Here is a 24031-nt window from a genome sequence, read left to right on the forward strand (position 1 = left end):
AAATTGGAGTTATAATGAATCATTATTCTATCTCTTCAATAGTGATAAATTTATCATCCACATCTGAATTTCTTTTCAAATTTGCCAAATAAGTCTTTATTTCTTCTCTGCTTAAGTTGTTTAAGTTCTGTAAATTAACATGTACTGCACGGTTTCGCCCTTTTTCCTTTGCTTTGTACATGGCAAAATCGCTAATATTTATGGTTTGTTCCAAGGTAAACAGATCTGATATTTCCGGTTCAAATGGCAAATATGTGCATCCTATTGAGCAGGTTATATATATTTTTTTGCCTTCAGGTAATTCTAGAGGAGTTTCACTGACAAGAGTCAAAACCTTTTTTGAAAATACCGTTAAGTATTCAACTTTTGTCTTGTTCAGAATAATTAAAAATTCTTCACCACCCCAGCGTACTATATAATCGTCATCCCTTATAAGGCTTTTTAACACCTTGGTTATTTTAATAAGCACTTCATCCCCAGTAGCATGACCATAAGTATCATTGACATTCTTGAAAAAATCTATATCAATTAAATATATACCTATAACATTATTTCCTATACTTAAGTCTCTTTTTTGCCTGTTATAATATACTGCTGCTTTTGATTTGACAAAGCTCTCAGATAAGCCTGTAATATACTCATATACGTATCTTCTGTTATGCAATCTTGTTAGAGGATCATGCAATGCCAATTCTTTTAATTCATTATTTGCCAGCTCTAATTGTTCAGTCCGTTGTCTGACTTTCTCTTCCAGGTTCTCATAAAGCTGTGCATTTTCGATAGATATAGTTATTTGGGAGGAAATTATTTTTAATGTCTCCAGCCTTTCAATGGTAAATACATTTTCAAGCAGGTTGTTTTCCAAATAAATTATGCCTTTAAGATCATTCTGGTATATAATTGGCATACACATAACAGATTTTGTTTTATTATCTAAAACATATTTAATGTTTTGGAAATTTGGGTTTTTGGAAGCGTTATCAATTACGATATTTTCTCTGGTTCTAACCACATACTGGACTATCTCAGGGCAAAAATCCTTGCTGTCGTTAAAAGGTATAGACTGCATAACTTGAATTTCTTCATCATCTCTGCTTTTTAATGCCTCTACATATAAATCGTTTTTTGTTTCTCTTTTTAGTATGAGACACCCGGATTGTGCACCGGCGTTTTCAATAATAGTATTCATGAGCACTTTTAGCAGTTTATCAATTTTTATTTCACTTGAAATAGCCTGTGTAGCTTTTAGTATAGACCCAAGGTCAAGAGACAGTGCTTCGGTAAACTTGGTATTAATGTGTTTCTTATTTGGGCTGGCAAACTTGAAATTAAGCTTGCTGAAATCTGTAAAGAAGTGGGCGTATTTCTTTTCCAATATTCGTATTTTTGAAAATGCACCCCATTTTGTATAAAAATAATATGCCTCCTTTATATATGCTTTTCCTATAAATTTATCATCCCTATTTATCCAGAATTCACCTAACAATTCATTTATCAATGCTTTCATGTTTATAAAATCGCCAGGGGCTATGGAGTTTAGTGCTTTATTATATAAAACTACAATTGATTCCAAGGATTTATTTTGAACCCTTGCCAATTCTGCACAAACTAAATAGTATTTATGTGCAAAATTGGAAGGGCAGTTATCTGACCAAACTTTTAATATCTCCACATTTTTCACAATGGAATCAACTAATATTTGTCTTTCATTTTCTGCTGATTTTTCGTATTTTTTTATAAGCACCAAAGACTGGAACATAATGTGATCAGGCATTGAAAAGTGACCTGTTCCGCCGTTCAAGTAAGGTTGGGTAAACGTATTCCATCTATCAGCAGCTTCAAAATTTTCTAATACGTAATTTGAAATTAAATTACATTGCCCGAATACACACAATAACCAAATATTTTGAGACAGTAATGCTTCTTGAAGCAAAGAATTTTCAACTTCATAGTTGTATGTTGACTGCAGCTGCTTTATGAAATTAAGAAAAATTCTAATTGAAGGTTCCAAGAATGAAATATTTACATCTTTAAAAAATTTCAGTACATTTTCTCCTTCTATCCTGCAATCATTAAGGTTAATTCCTGAGTAAAGTATATGTTTTAACTTATGGGTACAGGAATAAACAGCATGTTCAATATCACCTGTTTCTAATGCATTCTTTAGACACATATCAAAATAATTCAGACTTTCGGAATAATGAGCTTTCCAGTGAGATATAAAAGTAGCAAAAATAAAATAACAGCCTGCTTTATAGAGTTTTGCATCAAGTTTTTCTAAAAGTACGAAGCTTGTTTGACCAAAGCGATATGCCATATCATAATTATTTAGTAATGGGCCGTATATAATTCCGCATTCAGCAATATTCTTACAGGATACTTGTGTAGTTCCATAAGATAATGCCATATCAAACATAATAATTTGTATTAAAAAGTTTAAAGGAGGATAATATTGGAATGTGGCTGGTTGTACCTGAAAAAAGAGCTGCATTACCATTTTTCTGCTTTCATCTGTCATTTTTGGAAGATTAACAAAACTTTCTATAGAACATTTATCCAAATAAGCCTGCATTTTTGTTATCCCCTGGCTAAGCCTGCGGTCGATTTGTTCAGCATCTTCAGGCAAATGAACCCCAAGTAATTTTAATCCTTTTCTAACCTCATCAATAACTAAAGCTTTTTTTTCTCCTTTATTATCAAGTATCTTTGCTTTTAAAGAAATGGCACGGGCTTTTTGTATATTATTTGAGGCGGATTTAAGTAAACGACTACAACAATCAAGAGAATTCTCTATTTTACCTGCTAAATAGTTAGATTCAGTAAGCTCATAAGAAAACTCAAATAACTTTTCTGGGCATTCCTTCCATTCCGCTTTAGTCAGCAGACTTTTTCCAACATTGAAGTGATTTATAGCTATATCATAAGCACTATTACCCTTAGCTTGCTTTCCAGCTTTAAAATTCAATTCCATAAGATTAAAGCGTTCATTTTTTTCTATAAGCAGATCTTTTGCAATATTTAAATGGTTTATTACTTCAAAGATACTGCTGTCAATGCTATTTTCAACGGTATATGATTCGAATAAAGTTTTTCCTATTTCTTGGTGTATTGCCAGTTTTTCTTCATCAGAAAACAGTGAATAAGCAGCTTGCTGAATTTTGTCATGGCTAAAATGGAATCTTATATCCATACTGGATTTAATCAATTCCTCTTTTGGCATGTATAGCAGCCTATAATCATTATTCAAAGGAATAATAAGGTCTTTATCAATTATTGTCCATAATGCATCAGAAATATTTTCAAATTCATTGCATATAAGATAAAGGGTCCTTAAATCAAAAGAATTACCAATACATGATGCTTTCTTAAGAATTTTCAATGAATCCGCAGGAAGCATATTTAGTGATTGTATTAAGAACTCTACAACATTATCACTTATATGAACCTCATCTAATTCTTCCAGACTCCAATTCCACGTATGCTTATCATAATCAAACTTAAATGCACCTTTTTGATGCAGGGAGTATAAAAATTGTCTGGCAAAAAATGCATTCCCTTTAGTTTTCCTGTAAATATAGTTTGTAAGCATATATGTATCTGAATAATGGCGTTTTAATGTGTCTGCAACCATTTGGTTTACCACATGCTCCGGAAGCGGTTCTAAAAGTATTTTATTAAGAAACCCATCACTACCAAAAGTTCCTTTCAATTCATCCACCATTTGCAACAGAGGGTGTTCTTCATTAATTTCATTATCCCTATAAGACCCGATAATTAATAAATTACCGGCTTCAATTGTAGTGATAATATACTTTAAAAAATCTGTTGTTGAAAAATCACACCATTGTAGATCATCTAAAAATATTACAAGAGGATGTTCTTTTCTGGCAAAGACTCTTATGAAGTCACGAAATACCATGAGAAATCTGTTTTTTTCCTCAGACGGGCTGAGTTTAGGCACTTCAGGATGTTGTCCAATAATCTGCCCTAGTTCTGGAATAAGATCTATTAAAATTTTAGCATTAGGGCCTAAAGCTTCAATTAAGATATCTTTCCATTTTTCTATATTTGTATATTCAGTAATTATACCCCTCATTAATTCTCTAAATGCAAGGATTATTGCACTATATGGATTACTTTTTTGCATTTTATTAAATTTGCCTGATATAAAGTAATTGCTTTTATTTAGAGACATTCTATAGAACTCTTTTATAATGGTGGTTTTTCCAATACCTGAATAACCGGCTACCAATAGCAACCTTAGTTCACTGGACTTTAGTGACTCAAAAGCCTTAGCCAAATTTTCAATTTCTTTTTCTCTACCATACAACTTTTCAGGTAACTGAAACTTATCTGAAAAATCTTTCTGTGCTGTTTCAAAATTAATTAATTTTTGTCTTGATTCCAGATTTTCAAGACAAAAATTCAAATCATATTTAAGGCCTTGTATACTCTGGTATCTGTCTTCGGCGTTTTTAGCCATTAATTTCATAATAATGTCCGATATAGCGGTTGGAATTTCATTATTAACTACCTTTGGCTCTTTTGGAATCTTAGCTATATGACTATAGGCAATTTCCAGGCCATCCCCCAAAAATGGCAATTGACCGGTAAAAATTTCATAAAGCGTAACACCAAGAGAATAGTAGTCAGATCTATAATCTATTGCCCTATTTACTTTTCCTGTTTGCTCTGGAGAAATATAAGGAAGCGTTCCTTCCAGTACAAACAGATTTTGGGGTTTTTCTGATTTAAGATCTGTTGATATTCCAAAATCTATAATTTTTATTTGTTTGGTATTTATATTCAAAAGAATGTTGAAAGGATTAATGTCCTTATGTATTACTTTTTGTTTATGAATCTGCATAATAGCATCGGCAATATCAATGGAGATTAACAATTTTTCTTCCAATGTAAATTTAGTTGTTTTCAAAATTTCAGCCAATGATTTACCATCGAAATCTTCCATAACTATGGCCAAGCTATTATCAAAGTTATCAAGGCTATACATATTAATTACTTTATCGCCTGTTAATCTTCTAGTTAGCTCATATTCCCTGCGAAAGTTTTCCAACCTATCCGCTGCAGGATATTCGTTGTTTAAAACCTTAATGATAACTTTTCTATTATCGGAAATATGCTTAGCTCTTAAGACTGTTGTTTCAGGACTTTTAAAGATCTGCTCACTGATTTCATAGCCGGATAAATTGATCATAATATATTGCCTCCGCTTTAGATCAAATAAATATGTAAAAGTGATTTTTATATAGGATAAATTTCGGCTAATTATTCAACTTTGATAATAGTCAAAATGCTTAAAGATGATTGAAAATGAGTATAAAGATTAAATATAAAAATCAATTTGAAATTACATATTTTTTTATAGCATTTACCCATTTATGATATGAGCTTAATTTAATGTGTATGCCGTCTGAAGTATGAGTAGTATCTAACATGCCATCCTTGTCTTTATACAGGCTGCCTATATCTACAAACTTAATATTTAATTCTTTTGCTAATGATTGCAGACCTTTGTTGAGAGACGAAATTTTGGTATTTGCAGTATTAGGATCAAAGTTATGTACTTTAATACCAAAAGGAGGGAGTGACTGAATAATTATTTGAGTTTTAGGGGAAGCTATCTTGACGATATTTATTATATGTCTGTAGTTTGCCAGAGTTATATCTTCAGAAAAACCTCTCCATACGTCATTAGTTCCTAGCATTATAAATAGTGCTTTAGGCTTCACCATAATAACCTTATCAAGGCGGCCAAGTGCCCCAAAAGTCGTATCACCGCTTTTACCCTTATTGATAACTTCCGGGAAATACTTGTTTAGGTCGAAATTTTCTGTTAGGGAATCTCCAAAGAAAACTATTGGGTTTTTTCCTCCTATTGTCAGCAAAATGCTTTTAGAATGTGCATCCCAAGCAACGTCAGCACCCAATTTCTCAGCTAAATATCTTACTGGAACCATTATTGAACCTTTTGACTTTATGATTGAAACGGGCAGCATTTCAATTTTGCCTGATACCCCAACTTCTTTACTGCCTGAAGTAAATTCAAGAACGGTACTCCCTTTTGCAATACTAATATTGTTCTGGTTTTTGGATTTAATTACAGCACCTAGAGGTTTTGCTACATCCTCTATAGGTGCAAGAATATTATCCCCCTCAAATATTAAAGGGGCTGAAATAGATAAATTTTCTCCATTTATAGAAATTTTGGTTTGTTTTTGAGAAGGATTTTCTTTTTTATAGTTATTAAATAACGTTATAGTCAATGTGGCAGTTAGCAATATAATAATTAATGGGTATATGTATTTTGACATAAATATAAATCCCTCGCTTTACCCGCATTATTTCCATTATACAAGAAATAATGCAATTGACCATACTGTTGAAGATGATAAATAATACTTTTTATATAGTTGAATTTTATTTTATATATAAAGATAAGTCAATACTTAATGTTGCTGTATTGGGAAATGACAGTAATTAATTGTATTACAAAGATTTTTGATCTATAATAATATTAGTGACATAGGGGTAATCTAGATAAAAAGTGTTGATAATCTTACATTTATCACTTTTAATCTAGGTATATAAAGCCTTGGGAATGTTGAAAATATAACTTCCGATAAAACCTTTACTTTCGTGTCCACTGACTTCGTGAACACCCGCCCAAAATTGGAATTAATATTTCACTCATTCCTAAGTGAGTAGAGGAATCAAACTGATGAAAAAATTTTGTATTAATATAAAAAATCCTTTGGTAAGTATTCTTATATTGGTAGTACTGTCTATAATGTTGTCCTGTATGGGGTTTCTTATATCATCGGTATTTTCAATTGAAGTTCTGGTAAGATTTATAAAATCACCTATGATTTTTTTAATGAACACTTTACCTTTGGTAATTTTGATGATGTTTATTTATTTTCTCACGTCAAGATTATGGGCTTCATATTTTATATCAGGCATATTTTTTCTAATAATTCAATATGTGAATCGTTTTAAAATACAACTTAGACATGAACCGTTTGTTCCAGCAGATATACTGCTTGGCAATGAATCCACTAATGTTCTTAAGCTGTCCGAATTACAATTGAATGAAGGGTTTTATATTCCCATAACAGCGTTTTTGGTTGTTTCCCTATGCCTGTTTTTATTTATAAAATCAAAAAAATTAAATTGGACTATAAAAATAATCGGTGCAATACTCTCAGTTATAATTTCTATAGTGATGTACAGCACCTTATATGGTAATGTAAAATTATACAGCAGCTTTAAAGTGTATGGATCAGAGTTTTCACAGGTTGATGTAGTAAAATCAAAAGGATTCATATATTCATTTCTTGTTAAGGCACATGTTTTCGATATGTCCAAGCCTGAAGGATATTCTGTTAAGTATGCAGAGGAAATTCTTAAAAAGTATAAAAACACTAAGGCTTCTGTTAACAAACGTCCTCATGTTTTTGCAATAATGAGTGAGGCATTTTGGAATATTGATAAGGTACCCGGAATTAAATTTACCCAAGACAATAATCCTTTGACTAATTTCAATTCCATAGTCAGGGAGGCTTATTCGGGCAACATTATAACCACTGTTTTTGGGGGCGGTACTGCGGATACTGAATTTTCATTCCTCACAGGACACTCATTAGGCATTGCAAATGATATAACAAATCCGTATATATTGTATATACGCAAAAATATAATGGCATTACCCTGGATAATGAAAAATGAAAATTACACTACAACGGCATTTCATCCTGGACATTCATGGTTTTATAATAGATTTAATGTCTATGATTATTTAGGGTTTAAGAGAAGATTTTTTATTGATGATATGACTGGAATTGATGCTAATAAAGGTGAATATGTTTCCGATATGAAAGCGGTTAATTTTATGCTCGATGATTTCAACAAGTATTTAAGCCAAAAGCCTGAATCACCGTATTTTAATTTTACAGTAACAATTCAGAATCATGGTCCATATGCAAAGACCAATGCCGGTTATTCCCAGGTACTAAGCAAAAAATCAAATGTTCAGGAAGATTATTATTACATGATAAATAACTATATTAATGGCCTTAAACAGTGTGATGAGGCGTTAGGGCTTTTAGTCGGGGAATTTAAGGATATGGATGAACCGGTTGTTTTATTGTACTTTTCTGATCACCTTCCTTTTTTAGGAGAAAATTTTGCAGGATATAATGCAATGAATTATGAGGTGGGTACTTCTGGTAGTATGGAATCGTATCTAAATACTTATAAAGTGCCATATTTTATATGGAGCAATGATGCGGCAAAAGAACTGCTTAAAGAACAAGGAAACCCAGCACCTGTTGGGAAAGCACCTACTATTAGTTCAAATTATCTGTCAATAGAGCTGATGGACTATATTGGAATCAAAGGTTCTGAATATGCTAATTATCTGAGGGATATTAAGGGTAAGCTGCCTGTCATAACTAAAAGAGTTTATCAAAGGGCTAATGGTGAGGCTACAGAAAAAGCTACAGCTGAGGAGAATAAAATCATATCAGATTATCGTATTTTGCAGCATTTTATGATGTTTGAGAAGAAAATAGATTGAGTTTGATAGGATATTAGAATTATATACAACCAGTCTCACATATGATAATCTTAAGCAGAAACTATAAAACCTTGGAGCCTTGCAATATGTCTCCAAGGTTTTAATCTATCTGTTCTAGTGGAAACTACAGGCGATCCATGGCCTTTAATATTCCATACAAAATGGCATGAGGCCTTGGTGGACAACCGGGTATATAAATATCTACAGGCAATATACAGTCTATGCCGTTTCTAGTTGCATACATGTCCTTAAATATACCTCCGCTGCAAGCACAAGCACCAACAGCCACAACAAGCTTTGGATCTGGTGCAGCATTATATGTCTTTATTAGGGCAAGCTCCATATTACGTGTTGCAGTACCTGTTACAAGGAGCATATCTGCATGGCGTGGAGATGCTACAAAGTGTACGCCAAAACGCTCTATGTCATTAAACGGGTTATTAAGTGCATTGATTTCATAATCACAGCCATTGCAGGAACCGGCATCAACCTCCCTTATCTGAAGGCTTCTTCCAAATATCTTTCTGGCCTTATCATCAACCTTTTTTCCAAGTACCTCAAAAGATTCATCCGGAATACTACGGGCTTCAATAACCAAAGGGCTCTTTCTGATCTCCTGTCTTGATTTAGCAGCCAACTCAAATTCCTTTGACATTGTTATTGCCTTCTTTTGACATACATCTTCACAATTGGAGCAGAATATACATTCATCATAATTTATGCCGATACTTTTAGATTCATTATCAATTACTATGGCGGAAGAAGGGCATGACTTTACACATTCTCCGCACATGGAGCACTTTTCCCAATCAATTACCGGTTTACCTGTGATAAATTGGGAATCTAAAGGTTTATAAGGGTAATCCAATGTAAGTCTGGGATATTGGATTGTCTTTTTTATTATATTAAACATATCTGCCACCTCATGAAAATTATATTATAAATATCAAAGGTCATTACCTGCATAAGACAGGTTAAAGCTCTTATTAATCAAAGGAAAATCAGGCACTATATTTCCCTGTACTGCAAGGCATACAGCAGGCCAGTTGCAGAAGGAAGGAGTGCGTATCTTGTATCTGAAAATTGTATTGTTTTCACCGGACATGATCCAATGTACATTTTCTCCCCTTGGGGACTCTGTGCAGCCAATTGCCGCCTTGTAAGGTTCAACTTTTCCTATAGGCTCATATATCTTACCAGCCGTCATTTTATTTACAACCTGCTCAATTATACATATGGACTGGTAGCATTCTTCCAACTTAACCTTCATCCTGCAGTTAACATCCCCGTTATTATGTTCCGGTACACTAAATTCCAGTTTGCTGTAAGCACAGTATGGGTAATCCTTCCGCACATCATTCCTTACACCGGCTGCACGGCCACCTGGACCCACTGCATTCATATCAATTGCCTGTTGGAGTGACAGAACTCCTGTGTTTTCAACCCTGTCAATAAATAAGCTGTTGGAAAGTATTATTCTCTCCGTTTCTTCCAATTCCTTTTTAATTTTCTCCATATATTCCAGTATTCTTTTTTCTTTTCCTGCTGCAAAGTCTTTTCTTATTCCTCCAGGTTTGTTTACACTTCGCAAAAATCTGCTGCTACTGACCTCTTCAATTATCTGGTAGGCCCAACCGCGAAGCAGTCTAAACTGGAAGGCTGCAAAACCGTACGCAACATCCAGGCAAATTCCCGCAAGATCCCCCAAGTGACTAACTAGACGCTCAAGTTCTGCAAAAAGTACCCTTTGATAGTTTGCACGTACAGGAACCTCAACAGCGGCCAGCTTTTCAATGGCCAGACAGTATGCAAGTGAATTGGAAAATGTTTCATCCCCTGATATTCTCTCGGAAATATAAAAGCATTTATCAATACTCTGACCTTCACAAAGCTTTTCTATGCCCTTGTGGACAAAAAACAGCTGGGCTTCCAGGTTTATTATAGGTTCGCCTGCAACGCTGAATCTAAAGTGGCCTGGTTCTATTATTCCTGCATGAACAGGGCCAACTGGTATTTCAAAAACGCCAGTTCCTTCAACTTCTATAAATTGTTGTTCATTATTCACAAACTGCGGCTTCGTTTTAAGGTCAAATTCCTTACGTAAGGGGTGAACATCCTTGGGCCAGTTTCCATGGAAAACGAGACTTTTAGGGCTTGGATGACCAATGGGTTTTAAACCGTACAAATCCTGAATTTCTCTCTCATAAAGGTGTGCTCCATGAATGCTGCTAGATATTGAATTGAACACAGGATTGCATTCGTCTATTAGCGTTTTAAGTATAATATGACAGCTGTTTTCTCTGAGTGCAAACACATAATAAATAACGAATTTTCCTTCCATAGCCCTTTCGTCATTTGCAAAGAGAGAAACCAGTATACCACCCAACTCATCCCTTACATGGGTGGAAATATCCAGGATTTTAGAGTTGTTTACAGTTATATATATTTCAGTTTGATTTTGTATGGTATGGGTTATGACATCTTCGGCAAATATCCTTTTAAGGTCATCAAAGTATTTCAAAAGCTTCATATCAGTTTCCTCCCTTGATGATTAATACTGCAGAGTCCACAATGTTTTTTACGGGCTCCGGCATATAAACACCGGTAAAGGTGATTATGGCAAAGAGTAATATTATTGCAGTAAGACCTGGTTTATTTATTTCACCGGGCTGCAAATCATTACTGTCGGTATTTCCAAAAAACATTTTTAGTGTTGTCACAGCCATACCGGCAAATATAACTGCTACAAGAACAAGAAACATGGAGGCTAAAATGTAGTGATATGCTGAAGCTGCTGAAAGGCCGATGCTCAATTCACTGAAGAATACACTAAAAGGAGGCATTCCCGCTATAGCAAAAAGGCCAAGAAGGAAAACTGTGCCTGTTATAGGCATAATCTTAAGAAGGCCTTTGACCTTTTTAATTTCTTTGGTACCATATTTCAGGTAGACGTTACCTGACAGTAGAAATAGCATTGATTTTGTGAATGCATGATTAATCATATGGAAAAGTGCTGCAAAGATTGAGAGCTTTGTGAAAAATCCCAAAGCAAATACTATTATTCCCATATGCTCTATGCTTGAATAGGCTAAAAGCCTTTTATAGTCCTTCTGATACAGTATAAAAACTGCAGCTGCAGCTATTGATAATAAACCCATTCCAATCATAAGCCTCTTTGTGTAAAGGTCGTCAGGGCCTAAGTTTTTGTTTACAATTGAGACAATCCTAATAATTCCATAAAGTGCACTGTTTAACAGAACTCCTGATAATAAGGCACTAATTGGTGCGGGTGCCTGGCTGTGTGCATCAGGAAGCCAGGTATGCATTGGAGCAAGTCCAACCTTTGTTCCAAAACCTACTAGTATAAATATGAATGAAATTTTTAAGATACCGCTTTGAAGAGCTCCTGCATGCTCATTCAGAAAGGTCCAGTCTAAGGGTGCTTTTACACCTTGGAATACATTTCCTGAGGAAATATAAAGGAAAACTATTCCGAGGAGTGCAAATGCTATACCCACTGAACATATTATAATGTACTTCCATGCTGCTTCAATGGAGTGTTTGTTGTTATAAAAGCCGACAAGAAAAGCTGAGGCCAGGGTAGTTGCTTCTATGGCGATCCACATAAGTCCAAGGTTTTGCGTTGTTACAACAGTTATCATTGTAAATATAAATGCATACAATAGGCTGTAATATATTTTGATTTTCTTTGTGTCTATTGTTCTGTGGTCATATTCTATGTCCAGATATTTTATTGAATAAATACATACAAGAAAACCTATGGAGAGAATAATGTCCAGCACTAAGAGGCTCAGGGAATCTATATAAAAGAGCCCGTTTAAAAAAGTTCCTTGAATTACACCGTTACTAAGGTAGGAACATGTTGTATATATCATTGATACAAAAAGCATTATTGCTCCCGTAATATTTATAATATGAGCTGTAGCACGCTTTTTTGCGGTCCAGAACAATAGTGAAAATAATAATGGTACAAGTAAAATTAAAGCTTCCATTGGCGTTATCCTCTCAATCCATTAGCCCTTAAGATTTCTCATCTTGTTTATATCTATTGAGTCAAAGTTTTCATTTATTCTGAAAACCAGAATTCCCATTATTAAAACTGCTGTCAGAACATCAAAGAAAAGACCTAGTTCGACAATCATCGGCATACCGTTTGTTGTAAGTATTGCTGTAGTAAAAAGCCCGTTTTCCATTACCAAAAATCCAATTATTTGACCTATTGCCTTTTTTCTGCTTATCATGAATAAAAGGCCGATAAGTATTACCGAAATCGAGTTGACAAGATAGGTTTTAATCTGCGGATCCTTAATATCATTAATAGTTGAGACAGAGAAGTAAGTAAGTATAAACAGGCCGCAGCATATAAGTATCAGAGTAGGTATGTTGAGGAAGAAATCCTTTAGTACCCTGTACTCAACTTTTTTAACAGTTCGCTTTAATAATCTTGGTATGAGTACTACCTTAACTGCGAAGGTAATTACACATACTATCATAATATCTATTTCTCCATCTTCAAGGAAGCTGTGTATTCCCATTACCCCGGCAAGCAATGCAAGCAGTAGAGATTGTAACCGGAAGGTATTTATGTAGGAGTTTATTCTTTTATTTGCCACCAGTATAAAGGATGACAGGAGTATTAATATTGAAACCAGGTTTAAATAATTATCCATGACTACCTCCTACAATAAAGTATTGAAGAAATCCTAAAAAGGATAGTATAAACGAAATTGCCGCCAGATTCGGGACACTGAAAAGCTTCAGCTTGACGGTGTTGACTTCTGCAATTGCTATAAGTATCGAAGCTATTACAACCTTGGTTATATACAGTAAAATGGAAATTCCAATGGTAAATAATGCATTATCCAATGTTACAAGGCTATCCAAAGGTATGAACAGATTCACAAGCAATGTTATTAAAACCAGTTGCTTAACTGCTGCACCAAGCTCCATAAGGGCCAGGTGCCTGCCTGAATACTCCAGGAGCATTGCTTCATGGACCATTGTAAGCTCAAGATGTGTTGCAGGATCATCAACAGGTATCCGGCAGGTTTCTGCAATTATAACAATTATCATAGCTAAGAAGCATAGTATATAAACAGGCTGTAAAATATTCATTCCAATGAAGGATAAGGTCTCCATCATACTGTGTATCGATGTTGATTTTGAAATCAAACCAACTGTAAATACTGAGACAAGAAGTGTTGGCTCAATCATGGATGAGATAGCCATTTCTCTGCTGCTTCCCATTCCTCCAAAGGTGCTGCCTGTATCTAGTCCTGCGAGTGTCATAAAAAATCTTCCCATTGCGAGGATATATATAATGAAAATTACATCTCCGCCAAAGCCTATTGGAGTTAGCTTCAGACTTACAGGTATCAAGAGGCCTGCCAAAAGTGCAGTGGTAATGTTGATATATGGGGTTACCTTGAAAATCCATGAAGCAGTATCCGATATAACGGTGTCCTTCTTTAAAAGCTTGTAGATATCAAGGTAAAGCTGTAGTACTGGAGGACCCTTCCTTTTTTGGCTAAGAGCCTTTACCTTTTTTATAATCCCGCTTATGAGGGGAGCAATCAGCAATATAACAAGCAATTGCACAATAATATAAATAATATTATTCATCTTAAGGTTTCTCCTTTAAGTGATTATCAACTTAAATTTAATTTAGTATTTTTTCATTCATGCCTTAGCTGTTGCTAAATCGATAATATATCAGCAGGCCTACAATTGTTATAAATATATATATCAGATAAGCATGTACGCTTCCTGTCTGTACTGCGTGCCTGATTTTTCCTGAAGTAGAAGTAAACAAACTTGTTAAAGGTATATAGAGATACTTCTCAAATACTGATTGGGTACGTACTACATACCTCATTACCTTAGGGTAATATGGAGATATGCCGTCTTCAGTTTGAAGCTCTCGAGAAGGTCTGTATATTATCCTGAACACAATTCTAAGGGGCTTTGAAAAGCCTGTGGCGGTATATTGCATTCTGGGATTAAGTTCCCTAAAGCCACAGTCCCATGTACCATATTTCCGTTCTTTGGTAGCTCTGCTTATGAATTTAACTACAAGGAAAACTACAGCTGCCAATATAATTCCTGCTGCAAGAATAAACATAGGTGATATTTTATTTGCTTCAAGGCCTTTTGGGTAATATACAAAGGATGAAAATCCTTTGAGCTGAGGTACTATGGAAGCTTTAACTATAGAGTTGGAAACCTTGTCCAGCAATACAAGAACAATTTGTGGAAATAATCCAAATAAAACGCACATAAAGGTTAGCAATCCAGTTCCTAGAAGCATTGTAAAAGGTGCTTCAATTGAGTTCTGAGATTCTGTACTCCTAGGAAGTCCCAAAAATGAGATTCCGAAAGCTTTTACAAAGCAAGCAGCAGCAAGAGCACCAGCCATTGCCAGCACTGCGGTAGCTAATATGGCAATCAGCTTTATACCATGACCGCTTATTCCAATACTGTGGAAAAGAGCTTGCAGAGTAAACCATTCACTGATAAACCCATTAAAAAAGGGCATTGAAGAGATTGAAAGGCAGGCGATTAAGAAGAACAAGCCTGTGTAAGGCATTTTCTTAAGGAGTCCGCCGAGTTTTTCCATATTTTTTGTATGGGTCCTATAATATATGGAACCTGAACCTAAAAATAATGCACCTTTAAAGAGAGAGTGGTTAAAAAGATGTATCAAAGCAGCTACTAGTGCTAGAGAACTCAGAATGGCGTTTCCCTTGGCATGTCCATATATTGAAAGCCCCAGACCAATTAATATAATACCTGTATTTTCAATACTGCTGTAAGCAAGAAGTCTTTTTATATCTATTTCCATAAGTGCATAAGCAACACCTAAAACAGCAGAGATGCTGCCAACAATTAAAAGTGTTATGCCCCACCACTCAAAGCCTCCGCCAAGGACGACAAATACAAACTGTATCAGACCGAAAATGGAGGTTTTAATCATTATCCCAGACATGAGAGCCGATATGTTGCTTGGGGCCGCCGGATGTGCATAAGGAAGCCATATGTGAAGAGGTATGATACCTGCCTTTGTTCCAAATCCAATAAGCAGGCAAATAAATATCATATTTTTAGAAAATGAAGGTATTACTGTTGCAGCATTTGTAATATCAAATGAGCCAGTATATGAATATATTGTTAAAAAGGCTATTGTTAAAAAGGCTGTTGCTATATGGGTCATGATAAGGTAAAGGGTACCTGACTTTTGGGTTTCGGGATGTTCAGATTCAAATATAACCAAAAAGTATGAGGTTAGAGACATTATTTCCCATGCAAGCAGAAATAATAACATATTTCCTGAGCTGAAGACTGAAACCAGTGAAACAATGAATATGCCGAACAGTAAGTTGAATGAGCTTGTATTTCTTTTTCCGTAATACTGTGAAAGGTAACTTATGGAATATACTGAAACACAGAGAGTCAATATGGATAAAGTAAGTATGAAATATGCAGAAAGCCTACTCATTTCAAGCTTAAAGCTCAAAAACGGTATATTGGAATTAATATGTATTAGCTGTAAGCGGGCATTATTCGAAAGCAGATAGAATATGGAGGTTAAAATTCCTGTTATGGAGGCTATACAATAAATTACATTTGACAGCACATTGCCAGGTTTGGAATTTTTCAAGAATATGAGAGAAGATATTGATCCAATAATATAAAAGCCTAACATTAGTGAAAAAAGTAAATTTATGTCAATTAAATTCACAATTAATTACCTCCCCGATCAAGAAATTGACAAAAAAGTTTGCTCAAGGTTTTATCAAACAAACTATATTATACTCTTCTGTCTTGAAAATTCAATAGCAAATTAAGATAGGGAGGGTATAAATAATTATAAAATTGTAAATAATTATTGGTTTAGCTTTCTATAGCTGTTTAATGACATACCAGTGCACTTTTTAAAGCACTTGCCAAAATAATTTGGATCGTGGATACCAACCTTCTCACCTATTTCATATCCTTTAAGATCAGTTTCCTTGAACAGCTTTAGTGCTATGTTGATCCTTGTTCTGGTGATATACTCAACAAAAGTATAACCTGTTACCTGGCGGAAGATTCTGCTTAAATAGCTGGGATTCATATAGAATTTACCTGCAACTTTGGTAAGGGAGATACTTGGATCTGTTGCGTTTAAATTGATATATTGGACTATATCGCAGATTGTTTTGTTTCTCTTTTTACTGTGGGAATCTTTTATAAACTTAGCTGCACAGAGAGTTAACTTCTTAAGAAATTCTTTCATTTCTATAAGGTTGTTAAATTTAACGGAGTTGTTATAAGGAAGAATCTTAGTGTCGGAAATGTCAATAAAACTAAAGCCAAACTCGGTAACCGTATCTATAATTGTTGTTGTTATGTTTATATAAAGAACTTTAGCTTTTTCAAAATTTAAATTATTGCAGGTATAAAGATCATCAAATAGATTATCAATTATTTCGGTTGAGTTTTTTTCCACTCCATTTTTTATACAGAGCCCGATTTCCTTTATCTTGTCATTAGTGTTATGGTTGTTTAATTTGCTGGCCAATGATTCAGGCAGTTTAATTTCCACAACATGCCCATTAGCTGAAGTTTTATTAGGATAGTTCAAATTTATTCCACTATTGGAATATGAGGTACCTATTAAATGATCTGACATTTTAAACACGCCCCTTGTTATTGCTCTTTTTATCTATGAAAATTTTCCCCTACATAAATAATATTCGTTGTATTTTATAATTTGGGTGTAGATTTTATCAAATATTATTAAAAAAAAGCAAAATAAAAACCAGTTTATCATGATGGATTAGATTAAAAGTGATAAACTGGTTTTATAGTTCGGCATCTATATAAGTGATTTAATAAATGTTTTTATAAATAATTGATACTAATGTGCAAGCTTATTTCTTATATCCGCCTCAGGATCAGGAACATTTGGAACCTGAATTCCTGGAAGATTATTTGATGGGTTGTTTAATCCCGGTAAGCTGTTACTGTTATTCTGATTTGGATTTGTTATTGAATTTCGATTCTTTTCATTTTGATTTTGTATGCTTTCCAGCATTTTCTGTGTTATGCTGTCAGCTGTAATCAAGCTGTTCTGATCTATAGATATGAGCTTTTCGTTCTTTTTCTTTTCGTAAGAAGCCTTATCTTTGGAAAGCTCACTTATATCCAGATCCAGCTGCAGTGTAAGCAAATACTCGTCAAATACCTTCTCTTTACTTCCAAGAGTGCTTTTTATCTTAACCATATGGTAGATTGCCTTATCCATATCGATTTTAGCACTTAAATCCTGATATTTTGAACTGTCATCGTTTGAAGAGTCCTGAGATATACCGGGTTGAGGAAGTATACTGCCTGAGCTGCTAAAGGAGACTATCTGATTTAAATTGGAAACTACCCCTTGAACATACTGTTTGCTGCTGTCTATTTCTTCTATTTTAAAGCCTTCAGTTGGAAGTTTATCAACTTTTTGCTTCCAATTAATTTTATCCTGGTTGTCTTGCTGGGCATTATTTTGATTGCTTTGTTGATTGTCTAGCTTACTGTTATCTTTGTTGCTTGGTTCAGCACTAATCTGAGCAGTATTTACAATTTGCGAAGTTGCTTGTTGTGGAACAGGAGTGCTGTTTGGAACAGAGCTTTTATTAGCAGGGCTGCTGTTTACTTCAATTGAATTGCTTGGAGAAGAGTCAATAGTCTGATTGTTAACACCTGCAGAATTTTTGTCACTTATAAAATAAAGTATTAATGAACCTGTAAATATTGCAATGAATATCCCTGAAAAAATTATAACAGGTTTTATGCCTTTGAAACTTTTCATTTTACTAGATTTTTTCTTAGATTTTTTCATATGTATCCCTCCAACGAATATTATATTAGGTAATTTATAGAATTGTAAAGATAAATAGATAGATATGGAAGAATTAATGATTTAAGAAAATAGAAAAAGAAAACTGATTCATTATATATCTATTATTTTAATGATTTTTGGGAAGGCTGAAGTAAAATGTTGCACCTTTGTCTATCTCGCCTTTCATCCAGGATTTTCCGTTATGCCGTTTTAGAATACGTTGGCAAATAGCAAGACCTACCCCTGATCCTTCAAATTCTTCTTTGGAATGAAGCCTCTGAAATACTCCAAAAAGTCTTGATGAGTATTTCATATCAAAGCCTGCACCGTTATCTGAAACAGAAAAAATATATTCATTATTAACTTCCATTGATCCTACATCTATGATTGCTGTTTCTTTGTGCCTAGTATATTTAAATGCATTGGAAAGTATGTTTAATATTAATAGCCTTATCATAACACTATCCCCAATTATAAATGGCAGAGGCTCTAGATTAAGTATTATTTTTCTATGGGATTCCAGGCTTTTTAAGTCATTGTATACATCAAGGATAATATCACTAAGGTTTAGTGATTGATAATGAACTTTCATTTCACACATTTTAGAAAACTCAAGTAAACGGTCAACGGTATTTATAATTTCTATGGATTTTTCCTGTATATTTGAAATAAGTTCCTTTCCATTCTCATCTATTTGATTTATGTGGTCTTCAGCTAAAATTTCAACTAACTTGTTTAAGGACAGTAAAGGTGCCTTGAGGTCATGTGATACTGTGTAGCAGAAGCTGTCAAGTTCTTGGTTGGCCTCTTTTAAGGATTCGGTATGTTTTTTAAGAATAAGGTGTGTATTAACACGGGCAAGAAGTTCACTTGCATTGTATGGCTTGACTACATAGTCCTGGCCGCCAAAATCAAAGCCTTTTCTTATACTTTCTTCATCATTATAAGAAGTAAGGAATATAATGGGGATATTCCTTAGATCAGGAGTATTTTTTATAAGTTTACAAAGTTCAAATCCATCCATTTGGGGCATATATATGTCTAAAAGGATTAAGTCTGGTTTTTGTTTATAAATGAGATTTAAAGCCTCATCACCACTAGTTGCAACCCTAATTCTAAAGTTACTGTTCTTTAGGACGAGGACGGCTGCCTCTATATGTTCAGCTGTGTCATCAACAAGCAATATATCTGAAGGCTTGGATGAGTGTGAATTTTCCATATATGTGTTTTCCTTCCGTGTATTGGGATATATACTTTAACTTGTGTTCTTTGATTTCAATATATAACAAACTTAAATAATTTTAAAATATAGTACTTAAAAAATCAATAGCTGTTTCAACTGGTGCCAATCAAGAGATGTAAGTATGAATCTATATTTTAGAGGATAAAAATAGTAATTGTACAAATTGTAAAATTGATTTAAAATAAAAGAAAGGCACAGGTGCCAAGTGAGATACTTGACTCTTGTGCTTTTTTATTTGGGAAATTATAACATGTGCTATTCCATAATTTTTATAAATGTTGAAGATGGTGGTTATATGAAATCAAAATGGGTGATAAGGCAATCCGCTATTAGTGGGATTGTTTTGGTAGTTTTCTTTTTAATTGCGATTATGCTTGGTTGGAGCATACTATATATGAATTCCAGCATAAAAGCTGAACAAAATGCTGAAAAGAGACGGACAGAATTTAAGCAACTGGGAATTAATCTTGCTGATGCATCCGATTATTTGACAGATGAGGCAAGAAAGTTTGCGGTAACATGCGATATAAATCATTTAAATAGATATTGGGAAGAAATAAATGTAACAAGAACAAGGGACAAAGTTATTTCAAGACTTCAGGAATTAGAATCACCAAAGGAGGAATTGGAACTTCTTGCAGAGGCAAAAAAATATTCCGATGAACTGGTAGAGACTGAAAGAAGGTCTATGAGGCTTGTGATGGAGGCATTAGGAAAGAGCCAATCAAAGATGGTGCCTGAAATAGCAACATTTCAATTAAGTAATGAAGATAAATATTTAAACAGAGATAATAAACTGTTAAAAGCCATTGAAATAATGAATGATGCACGTTATGATGCAGATAAAAAAAGTATAATGGATCCTATAGATAGATTTCAAGAAATAATGAATTCACGTTTAGAAGCAGAGCTGGAGTCAGCGAGGAAAGGTACCGGCAGAGCAACTGCTTTGCAGGTAGTACTTGCGTTTATTATAATTCTTGCTATTGCAATCTTAATAAGAATATTATTTAGACAGGTGACCTTTCCAATAAAGAATTATACGCTTATGTTAAGGGACTTTTCTTTTGATAAAGAAGAATTTTGTCTTATACCCCAAGGAACTATGGAGCTAAAAATGCTTGCAAATAACTTTAATGAACTTTACGAATCATTTCAGGGTGAGTTGATACGAAGAAGGAGTGCAGAAGAAACAATGAAGGCTGCCAGGGATGAAGCTGATTTTGCCAGCAGGGCTAAAAGTGAATTCCTTGCTAATATGAGCCACGAAATTAGAACTCCGCTAAACAGCATCATTGGATACCAGTATTTACTTAAGAATACCAACCTTAATCCAAAGCAAGCTGAATACTCTGATAATATTGGTATGGCTGCTAAAAACCTATTGGGTATTATCAATGAAATATTGGATTTTTCCAAAATTGAAGCAGGAAGAATGGTCTTAGATGAAGTGGAATTCAATCTTGATTCAATGATAAGAGAGCTTTGTATAATTGTTGCCATGGAAGCTAAAAGAAAGGGCATTGACCTTGGTGTCAGTATTAATCCCGATGTTCCCAAGTTTTTAAGAGGAGATATTACAAGACTTAAACAGATTATCCTTAATCTATTGTCAAATGGAATAAAATTCACTCATGAAGGGAGTATTTCTGTTGGTGTTAAGCTGTGCCAGAAAGATCATGATTATGCTGTTATAAAGTTCTATGTAAGGGATAGCGGTATAGGTATTAGTGATGAACAAAAAAAGACATTGTTCCAGGCTTTTACACAAGGGGATGCTTCCACATCCAGAAAATATGGAGGCACTGGCTTGGGACTTGCAATATGTAAAAAAATTGTTGAGCTTATGGGAGGGGAAATAAGCGTAGAAAGTCAGGTTGGTGTTGGCTCAATATTCAGTTTTACTGTGAGATTGAAGATGGTTGACTCTATTTCCCAATCATATGAAAGTTTGAATCCGAATATTGCATCAGAACTGTTTAAAAATAAAAGAATACTTTTGGTAGAAGATGATACGATCAATTTGCAAATGACAAAAGAGATAATTGAGAGTATGGGAATTAAAACTGACACAGTCAACAGCGGCCCGGAGGCAATTAAGATGGTTCAACAGAATAAATATGAGGCTGTGCTTATGGATATACGTATGCCGGAAATGGATGGATATGAAACAACTAAACATATAAGGGGATTAACTGAAGGAAGATTTGTTCCAATAGTAGCATTGACGGCAGATGCGGTTGAAGGTGTTGACCAAAAAGCTGTAGAAGCTGGAATGGATGGTTATTTGACAAAGCCATTGGAGACAATAAAGCTTTTGGAGGTGCTTTCGGGTATTATGATCAGTGAGTACAGGAAACATTCTGAAGGTAATTATAATGGTTTACACCGTAAAAATTATTTAGAAAAAGATAAGACTTTGATCAGTGATTCTTTGGATTATATTGGAACAATAAGAAGGTTAGGTGGCAGTGAGCACAAGTATATCAGCCTTTTAAAAGTATATATAGAAAACCACAAAAAGGATGGTGCTAAAATTAAGGATTTAATATCATCTGGAAAACCCCAGGAACTTAAGGAATTTGTTCACACAATTAAGGGAAGTGCAGCCAATATTGGGGCTTCAAGTATAAAGGGCATACTTTGTAAGCTGGAGAATGCAACAATAAATGATAACATTGAGGAAGTTAGAAGTATAACAAGTGATCTTGAGGTAGAGCTAAAGGGGGTTTATGAGAGGGCAACCCAATATATTGAGTCCTTTGAGAATATAAGACGAAGCAAAAATGAACGTGTTGGAAAAGCATGTCATGCCAGTATAGGGAAAGATCTGGAGATGCTTTATAAGCTCCTTGATGAGGGAGATTCAACTGCCAAAAGCCTGTTTAATGAAAAAATGTGTTATTTGACTGAGTTTTTAGAAATAGAAGATTATAATGACTTAAAAGAAAAGATTACAACATATAAATTTAAAGATGCAGCATTAAGCGTTGGCAGAATTATGTGCAATATAAAAGGAATCTTGTATTGAGATGAAATGGTGTATTGGAAGGATGGTTGAGTATGTATAGGGTGTTGATTGTTGATGATGACAGGGCTGTAAGGTATATGCTGAAAAGATTTAAATGCTGGGACCTCTTTGGATTTATGCTGGCAGATGAAGCCTGTGACGGTAAAGAAGCATTGAACAAACTTCAGGCTGATGAATTTGATATTGTGATTTCTGACATAAAAATGCCTGGTATAGACGGTATTGAGTTTTTGAGTGAGTTAAGGAGTATGAAAAATGACATATGTGTTTTATTTCTCAGCACCCATAGTGATTTCTCTTATGCAAAGCAAGGCATACGATTGGGAGTTTTTGACTATCTTATAAAGCCTTTAAAAGATGAAGCTTTGTGTGAAGCATTAGAGAGGGTTAAGGTTTATTTGGACGGGAAAAATAAACAAAAAGGCAGCTCGGAGAGGGGTAGTATCTTTTTGGAAAATATACAAGCCTTTTATTCTAAAAACGATGAAAAGAAGCTTGTTTCAGATATACTCTCCGGAAGCTTGGATGCAGTAAACAAAGGTAGAGATATATGTAATAATTTAATTGACTTTATGGGAGTTGATCCGGCAAGACTTGCAATACTGCTTGAAAACATTATATCGGATATAGATGAAAGCATTTATAAGTTGTTTCCATGGATTAAAGAAGTGGAAAGTATTGTGTCAATAGGTGTTTTTAAAGGAGATGACACTATTTTGATAGAGAGACAATTTCTTGATTACATTAGCAGCTGGGTCAGAATTATTTCAAAGTATGAATTACATCAACCGGACAGCCTGATGCGGAAAATCTGTGAGTATGTGCTAAATCATATTGAAGATGATGTTAAAGTGGAGACAATTGCAAATGAGCTATACGTAAATAGAGATTATATCGGGAAAGTATTCAAACAAAAGGCAGGATATCATTTAAGCGAATATATTACAAAGGTTAAGATGGAGCATGCTAAATACCTCATGTCCAAGGGCAGGTATAAAAATTATGAAATAAGTGAGAAGTTAGGATACAAAAAGCCAGATTATTTTACTCAGTTATTTAAGGGTTACACAGGCTATACCCCAACAGAATACAGGAAATTTACCGTATAAGTCATAGTGGAATTATAAGGACGCTTGTGAAAAAATGCAGGATGGATTGAATCAAGTTGCAAAAAACCGGATTTTTGGTGTAAAAGTTCGGTTTTATGGGGTTCTATTTTTAGCGGTTTGAATGTAGAATCAATGTATAATAATTAATAAGATGACTGATTCC

At 34.3% G+C, this 24031-nt stretch carries 14 protein-coding genes; 3 read left to right on the forward strand and 11 right to left on the reverse strand.

Annotated features, from left to right (window positions below):
• Positions 1-22 precede the first annotated feature (22 nt).
• Complete coding sequence (locus Bccel_RS24410) at positions 23-5215, reverse strand: protein kinase domain-containing protein (RefSeq protein ID WP_036943331.1); 5193 nt, start codon at positions 5213-5215, stop codon at positions 23-25.
• A 142-nt stretch (positions 5216-5357) separates the two neighbouring features.
• Positions 5358-6332, reverse strand: a complete 975-nt coding sequence (locus tag Bccel_RS24415) for a GDSL-type esterase/lipase family protein (protein ID WP_036943334.1) — start codon at positions 6330-6332, stop codon at positions 5358-5360.
• Positions 6333-6739: 407 nt separating this feature from the next.
• Between Bccel_RS24415 and Bccel_RS24420 the strand changes: the two genes are divergently transcribed.
• Positions 6740-8596 carry an LTA synthase family protein gene (locus Bccel_RS24420; protein ID WP_050753801.1) on the forward strand — a complete coding sequence of 619 codons (1857 nt, stop codon included), beginning with the start codon at positions 6740-6742 and terminating at the stop codon, positions 8594-8596.
• Positions 8597-8720: 124 nt separating this feature from the next.
• Here the strand turns inward: Bccel_RS24420 and Bccel_RS24425 are convergent, their stop codons facing one another.
• The 9 genes from Bccel_RS24425 to Bccel_RS24465 form a co-directional block, all read right to left on the reverse strand.
• The gene (locus Bccel_RS24425; protein ID WP_036943337.1) at positions 8721-9509 is read right to left on the reverse strand and encodes an NADH-quinone oxidoreductase subunit B family protein; all 789 of its coding nucleotides are present in this window, start codon (positions 9507-9509) and stop codon (positions 8721-8723) included.
• 33 nt (positions 9510-9542) lie between these two features.
• Complete coding sequence (locus Bccel_RS24430) at positions 9543-11126, reverse strand: hydrogenase large subunit (RefSeq protein ID WP_036943340.1); 1584 nt, start codon at positions 11124-11126, stop codon at positions 9543-9545.
• A 1-nt stretch (position 11127) separates the two neighbouring features.
• Complete coding sequence (locus Bccel_RS24435; protein WP_036943343.1) at positions 11128-12609, reverse strand: hydrogenase 4 subunit F; 1482 nt, start codon at positions 12607-12609, stop codon at positions 11128-11130.
• Between the two features lie 21 nt (positions 12610-12630).
• Complete coding sequence (locus Bccel_RS24440) at positions 12631-13287, reverse strand: NADH-quinone oxidoreductase subunit K (RefSeq protein WP_036943346.1); 657 nt, start codon at positions 13285-13287, stop codon at positions 12631-12633.
• On the reverse strand, positions 13280-14239 hold the full coding sequence (locus tag Bccel_RS24445) for a respiratory chain complex I subunit 1 family protein (RefSeq protein WP_036943349.1): 960 nt from the start codon (positions 14237-14239) through the stop codon (positions 13280-13282). Before Bccel_RS24445 ends, Bccel_RS24440 begins: the two co-directional genes overlap by 8 nt.
• Before the next feature lie 64 nt (positions 14240-14303).
• Positions 14304-16355, reverse strand: coding sequence for a proton-conducting transporter transmembrane domain-containing protein (locus tag Bccel_RS24450; RefSeq protein ID WP_036943352.1), 2052 nt, complete (start codon positions 16353-16355; stop codon positions 14304-14306).
• A gap of 144 nt (positions 16356-16499) precedes the next feature.
• Positions 16500-17288 (reverse strand): helix-turn-helix transcriptional regulator, encoded by a 789-nt coding sequence (locus Bccel_RS24455; RefSeq protein ID WP_050753802.1) that lies wholly within the window; start codon positions 17286-17288, stop codon positions 16500-16502.
• Positions 17289-17516: 228 nt separating this feature from the next.
• Complete coding sequence (locus tag Bccel_RS24460) at positions 17517-18485, reverse strand: hypothetical protein (RefSeq protein ID WP_050753803.1); 969 nt, start codon at positions 18483-18485, stop codon at positions 17517-17519.
• Positions 18486-18612: 127 nt separating this feature from the next.
• Positions 18613-19704 carry a response regulator gene (locus tag Bccel_RS24465; protein ID WP_036943355.1) on the reverse strand — a complete coding sequence of 364 codons (1092 nt, stop codon included), beginning with the start codon at positions 19702-19704 and terminating at the stop codon, positions 18613-18615.
• A gap of 319 nt (positions 19705-20023) precedes the next feature.
• Here Bccel_RS24465 and Bccel_RS24470 point away from each other — a divergent pair, with 319 nt between their 5' ends.
• On the forward strand, positions 20024-22759 hold the full coding sequence (locus Bccel_RS24470) for a hybrid sensor histidine kinase/response regulator (protein WP_152966082.1): 2736 nt from the start codon (positions 20024-20026) through the stop codon (positions 22757-22759).
• A 32-nt stretch (positions 22760-22791) separates the two neighbouring features.
• Positions 22792-23868, forward strand: coding sequence for a response regulator transcription factor (locus tag Bccel_RS24475; RefSeq protein ID WP_036943357.1), 1077 nt, complete (start codon positions 22792-22794; stop codon positions 23866-23868).
• Positions 23869-24031 lie beyond the last annotated feature (163 nt).

This window comes from Pseudobacteroides cellulosolvens ATCC 35603 = DSM 2933 (assembly GCF_001262605.1).
GTDB lineage: Bacteria > Bacillota > Clostridia > Acetivibrionales > DSM-2933 > Pseudobacteroides > Pseudobacteroides cellulosolvens.

What these genes read in the sequence shown, in the direction of transcription:
- Bccel_RS24445 (WP_036943349.1), bottom strand. Translation starts at nt 14,239, where the DNA reads ATGAATAATATTATTTATATTATTGTGCAATTGCTTGTTATATTGCTG.
- Bccel_RS24470 (WP_152966082.1), top strand. Translation starts at nt 20,024, where the DNA reads ATGAAATCAAAATGGGTGATAAGGCAATCCGCTATTAGTGGGATTGTT.
- Bccel_RS24475 (WP_036943357.1), top strand. Translation starts at nt 22,792, where the DNA reads ATGTATAGGGTGTTGATTGTTGATGATGACAGGGCTGTAAGGTATATG.
- Bccel_RS24460 (WP_050753803.1), bottom strand. Translation starts at nt 18,485, where the DNA reads ATGAAAAAATCTAAGAAAAAATCTAGTAAAATGAAAAGTTTCAAAGGC.
- Bccel_RS24455 (WP_050753802.1), bottom strand. Translation starts at nt 17,288, where the DNA reads ATGTCAGATCATTTAATAGGTACCTCATATTCCAATAGTGGAATAAAT.
- Bccel_RS24415 (WP_036943334.1), bottom strand. Translation starts at nt 6,332, where the DNA reads ATGTCAAAATACATATACCCATTAATTATTATATTGCTAACTGCCACA.
- Bccel_RS24420 (WP_050753801.1), top strand. Translation starts at nt 6,740, where the DNA reads ATGAAAAAATTTTGTATTAATATAAAAAATCCTTTGGTAAGTATTCTT.
- Bccel_RS24440 (WP_036943346.1), bottom strand. Translation starts at nt 13,287, where the DNA reads ATGGATAATTATTTAAACCTGGTTTCAATATTAATACTCCTGTCATCC.
- Bccel_RS24465 (WP_036943355.1), bottom strand. Translation starts at nt 19,704, where the DNA reads ATGGAAAATTCACACTCATCCAAGCCTTCAGATATATTGCTTGTTGAT.
- Bccel_RS24430 (WP_036943340.1), bottom strand. Translation starts at nt 11,126, where the DNA reads ATGAAGCTTTTGAAATACTTTGATGACCTTAAAAGGATATTTGCCGAA.
- Bccel_RS24410 (WP_036943331.1), bottom strand. Translation starts at nt 5,215, where the DNA reads ATGATCAATTTATCCGGCTATGAAATCAGTGAGCAGATCTTTAAAAGT.
- Bccel_RS24425 (WP_036943337.1), bottom strand. Translation starts at nt 9,509, where the DNA reads ATGTTTAATATAATAAAAAAGACAATCCAATATCCCAGACTTACATTG.
- Bccel_RS24435 (WP_036943343.1), bottom strand. Translation starts at nt 12,609, where the DNA reads ATGGAAGCTTTAATTTTACTTGTACCATTATTATTTTCACTATTGTTC.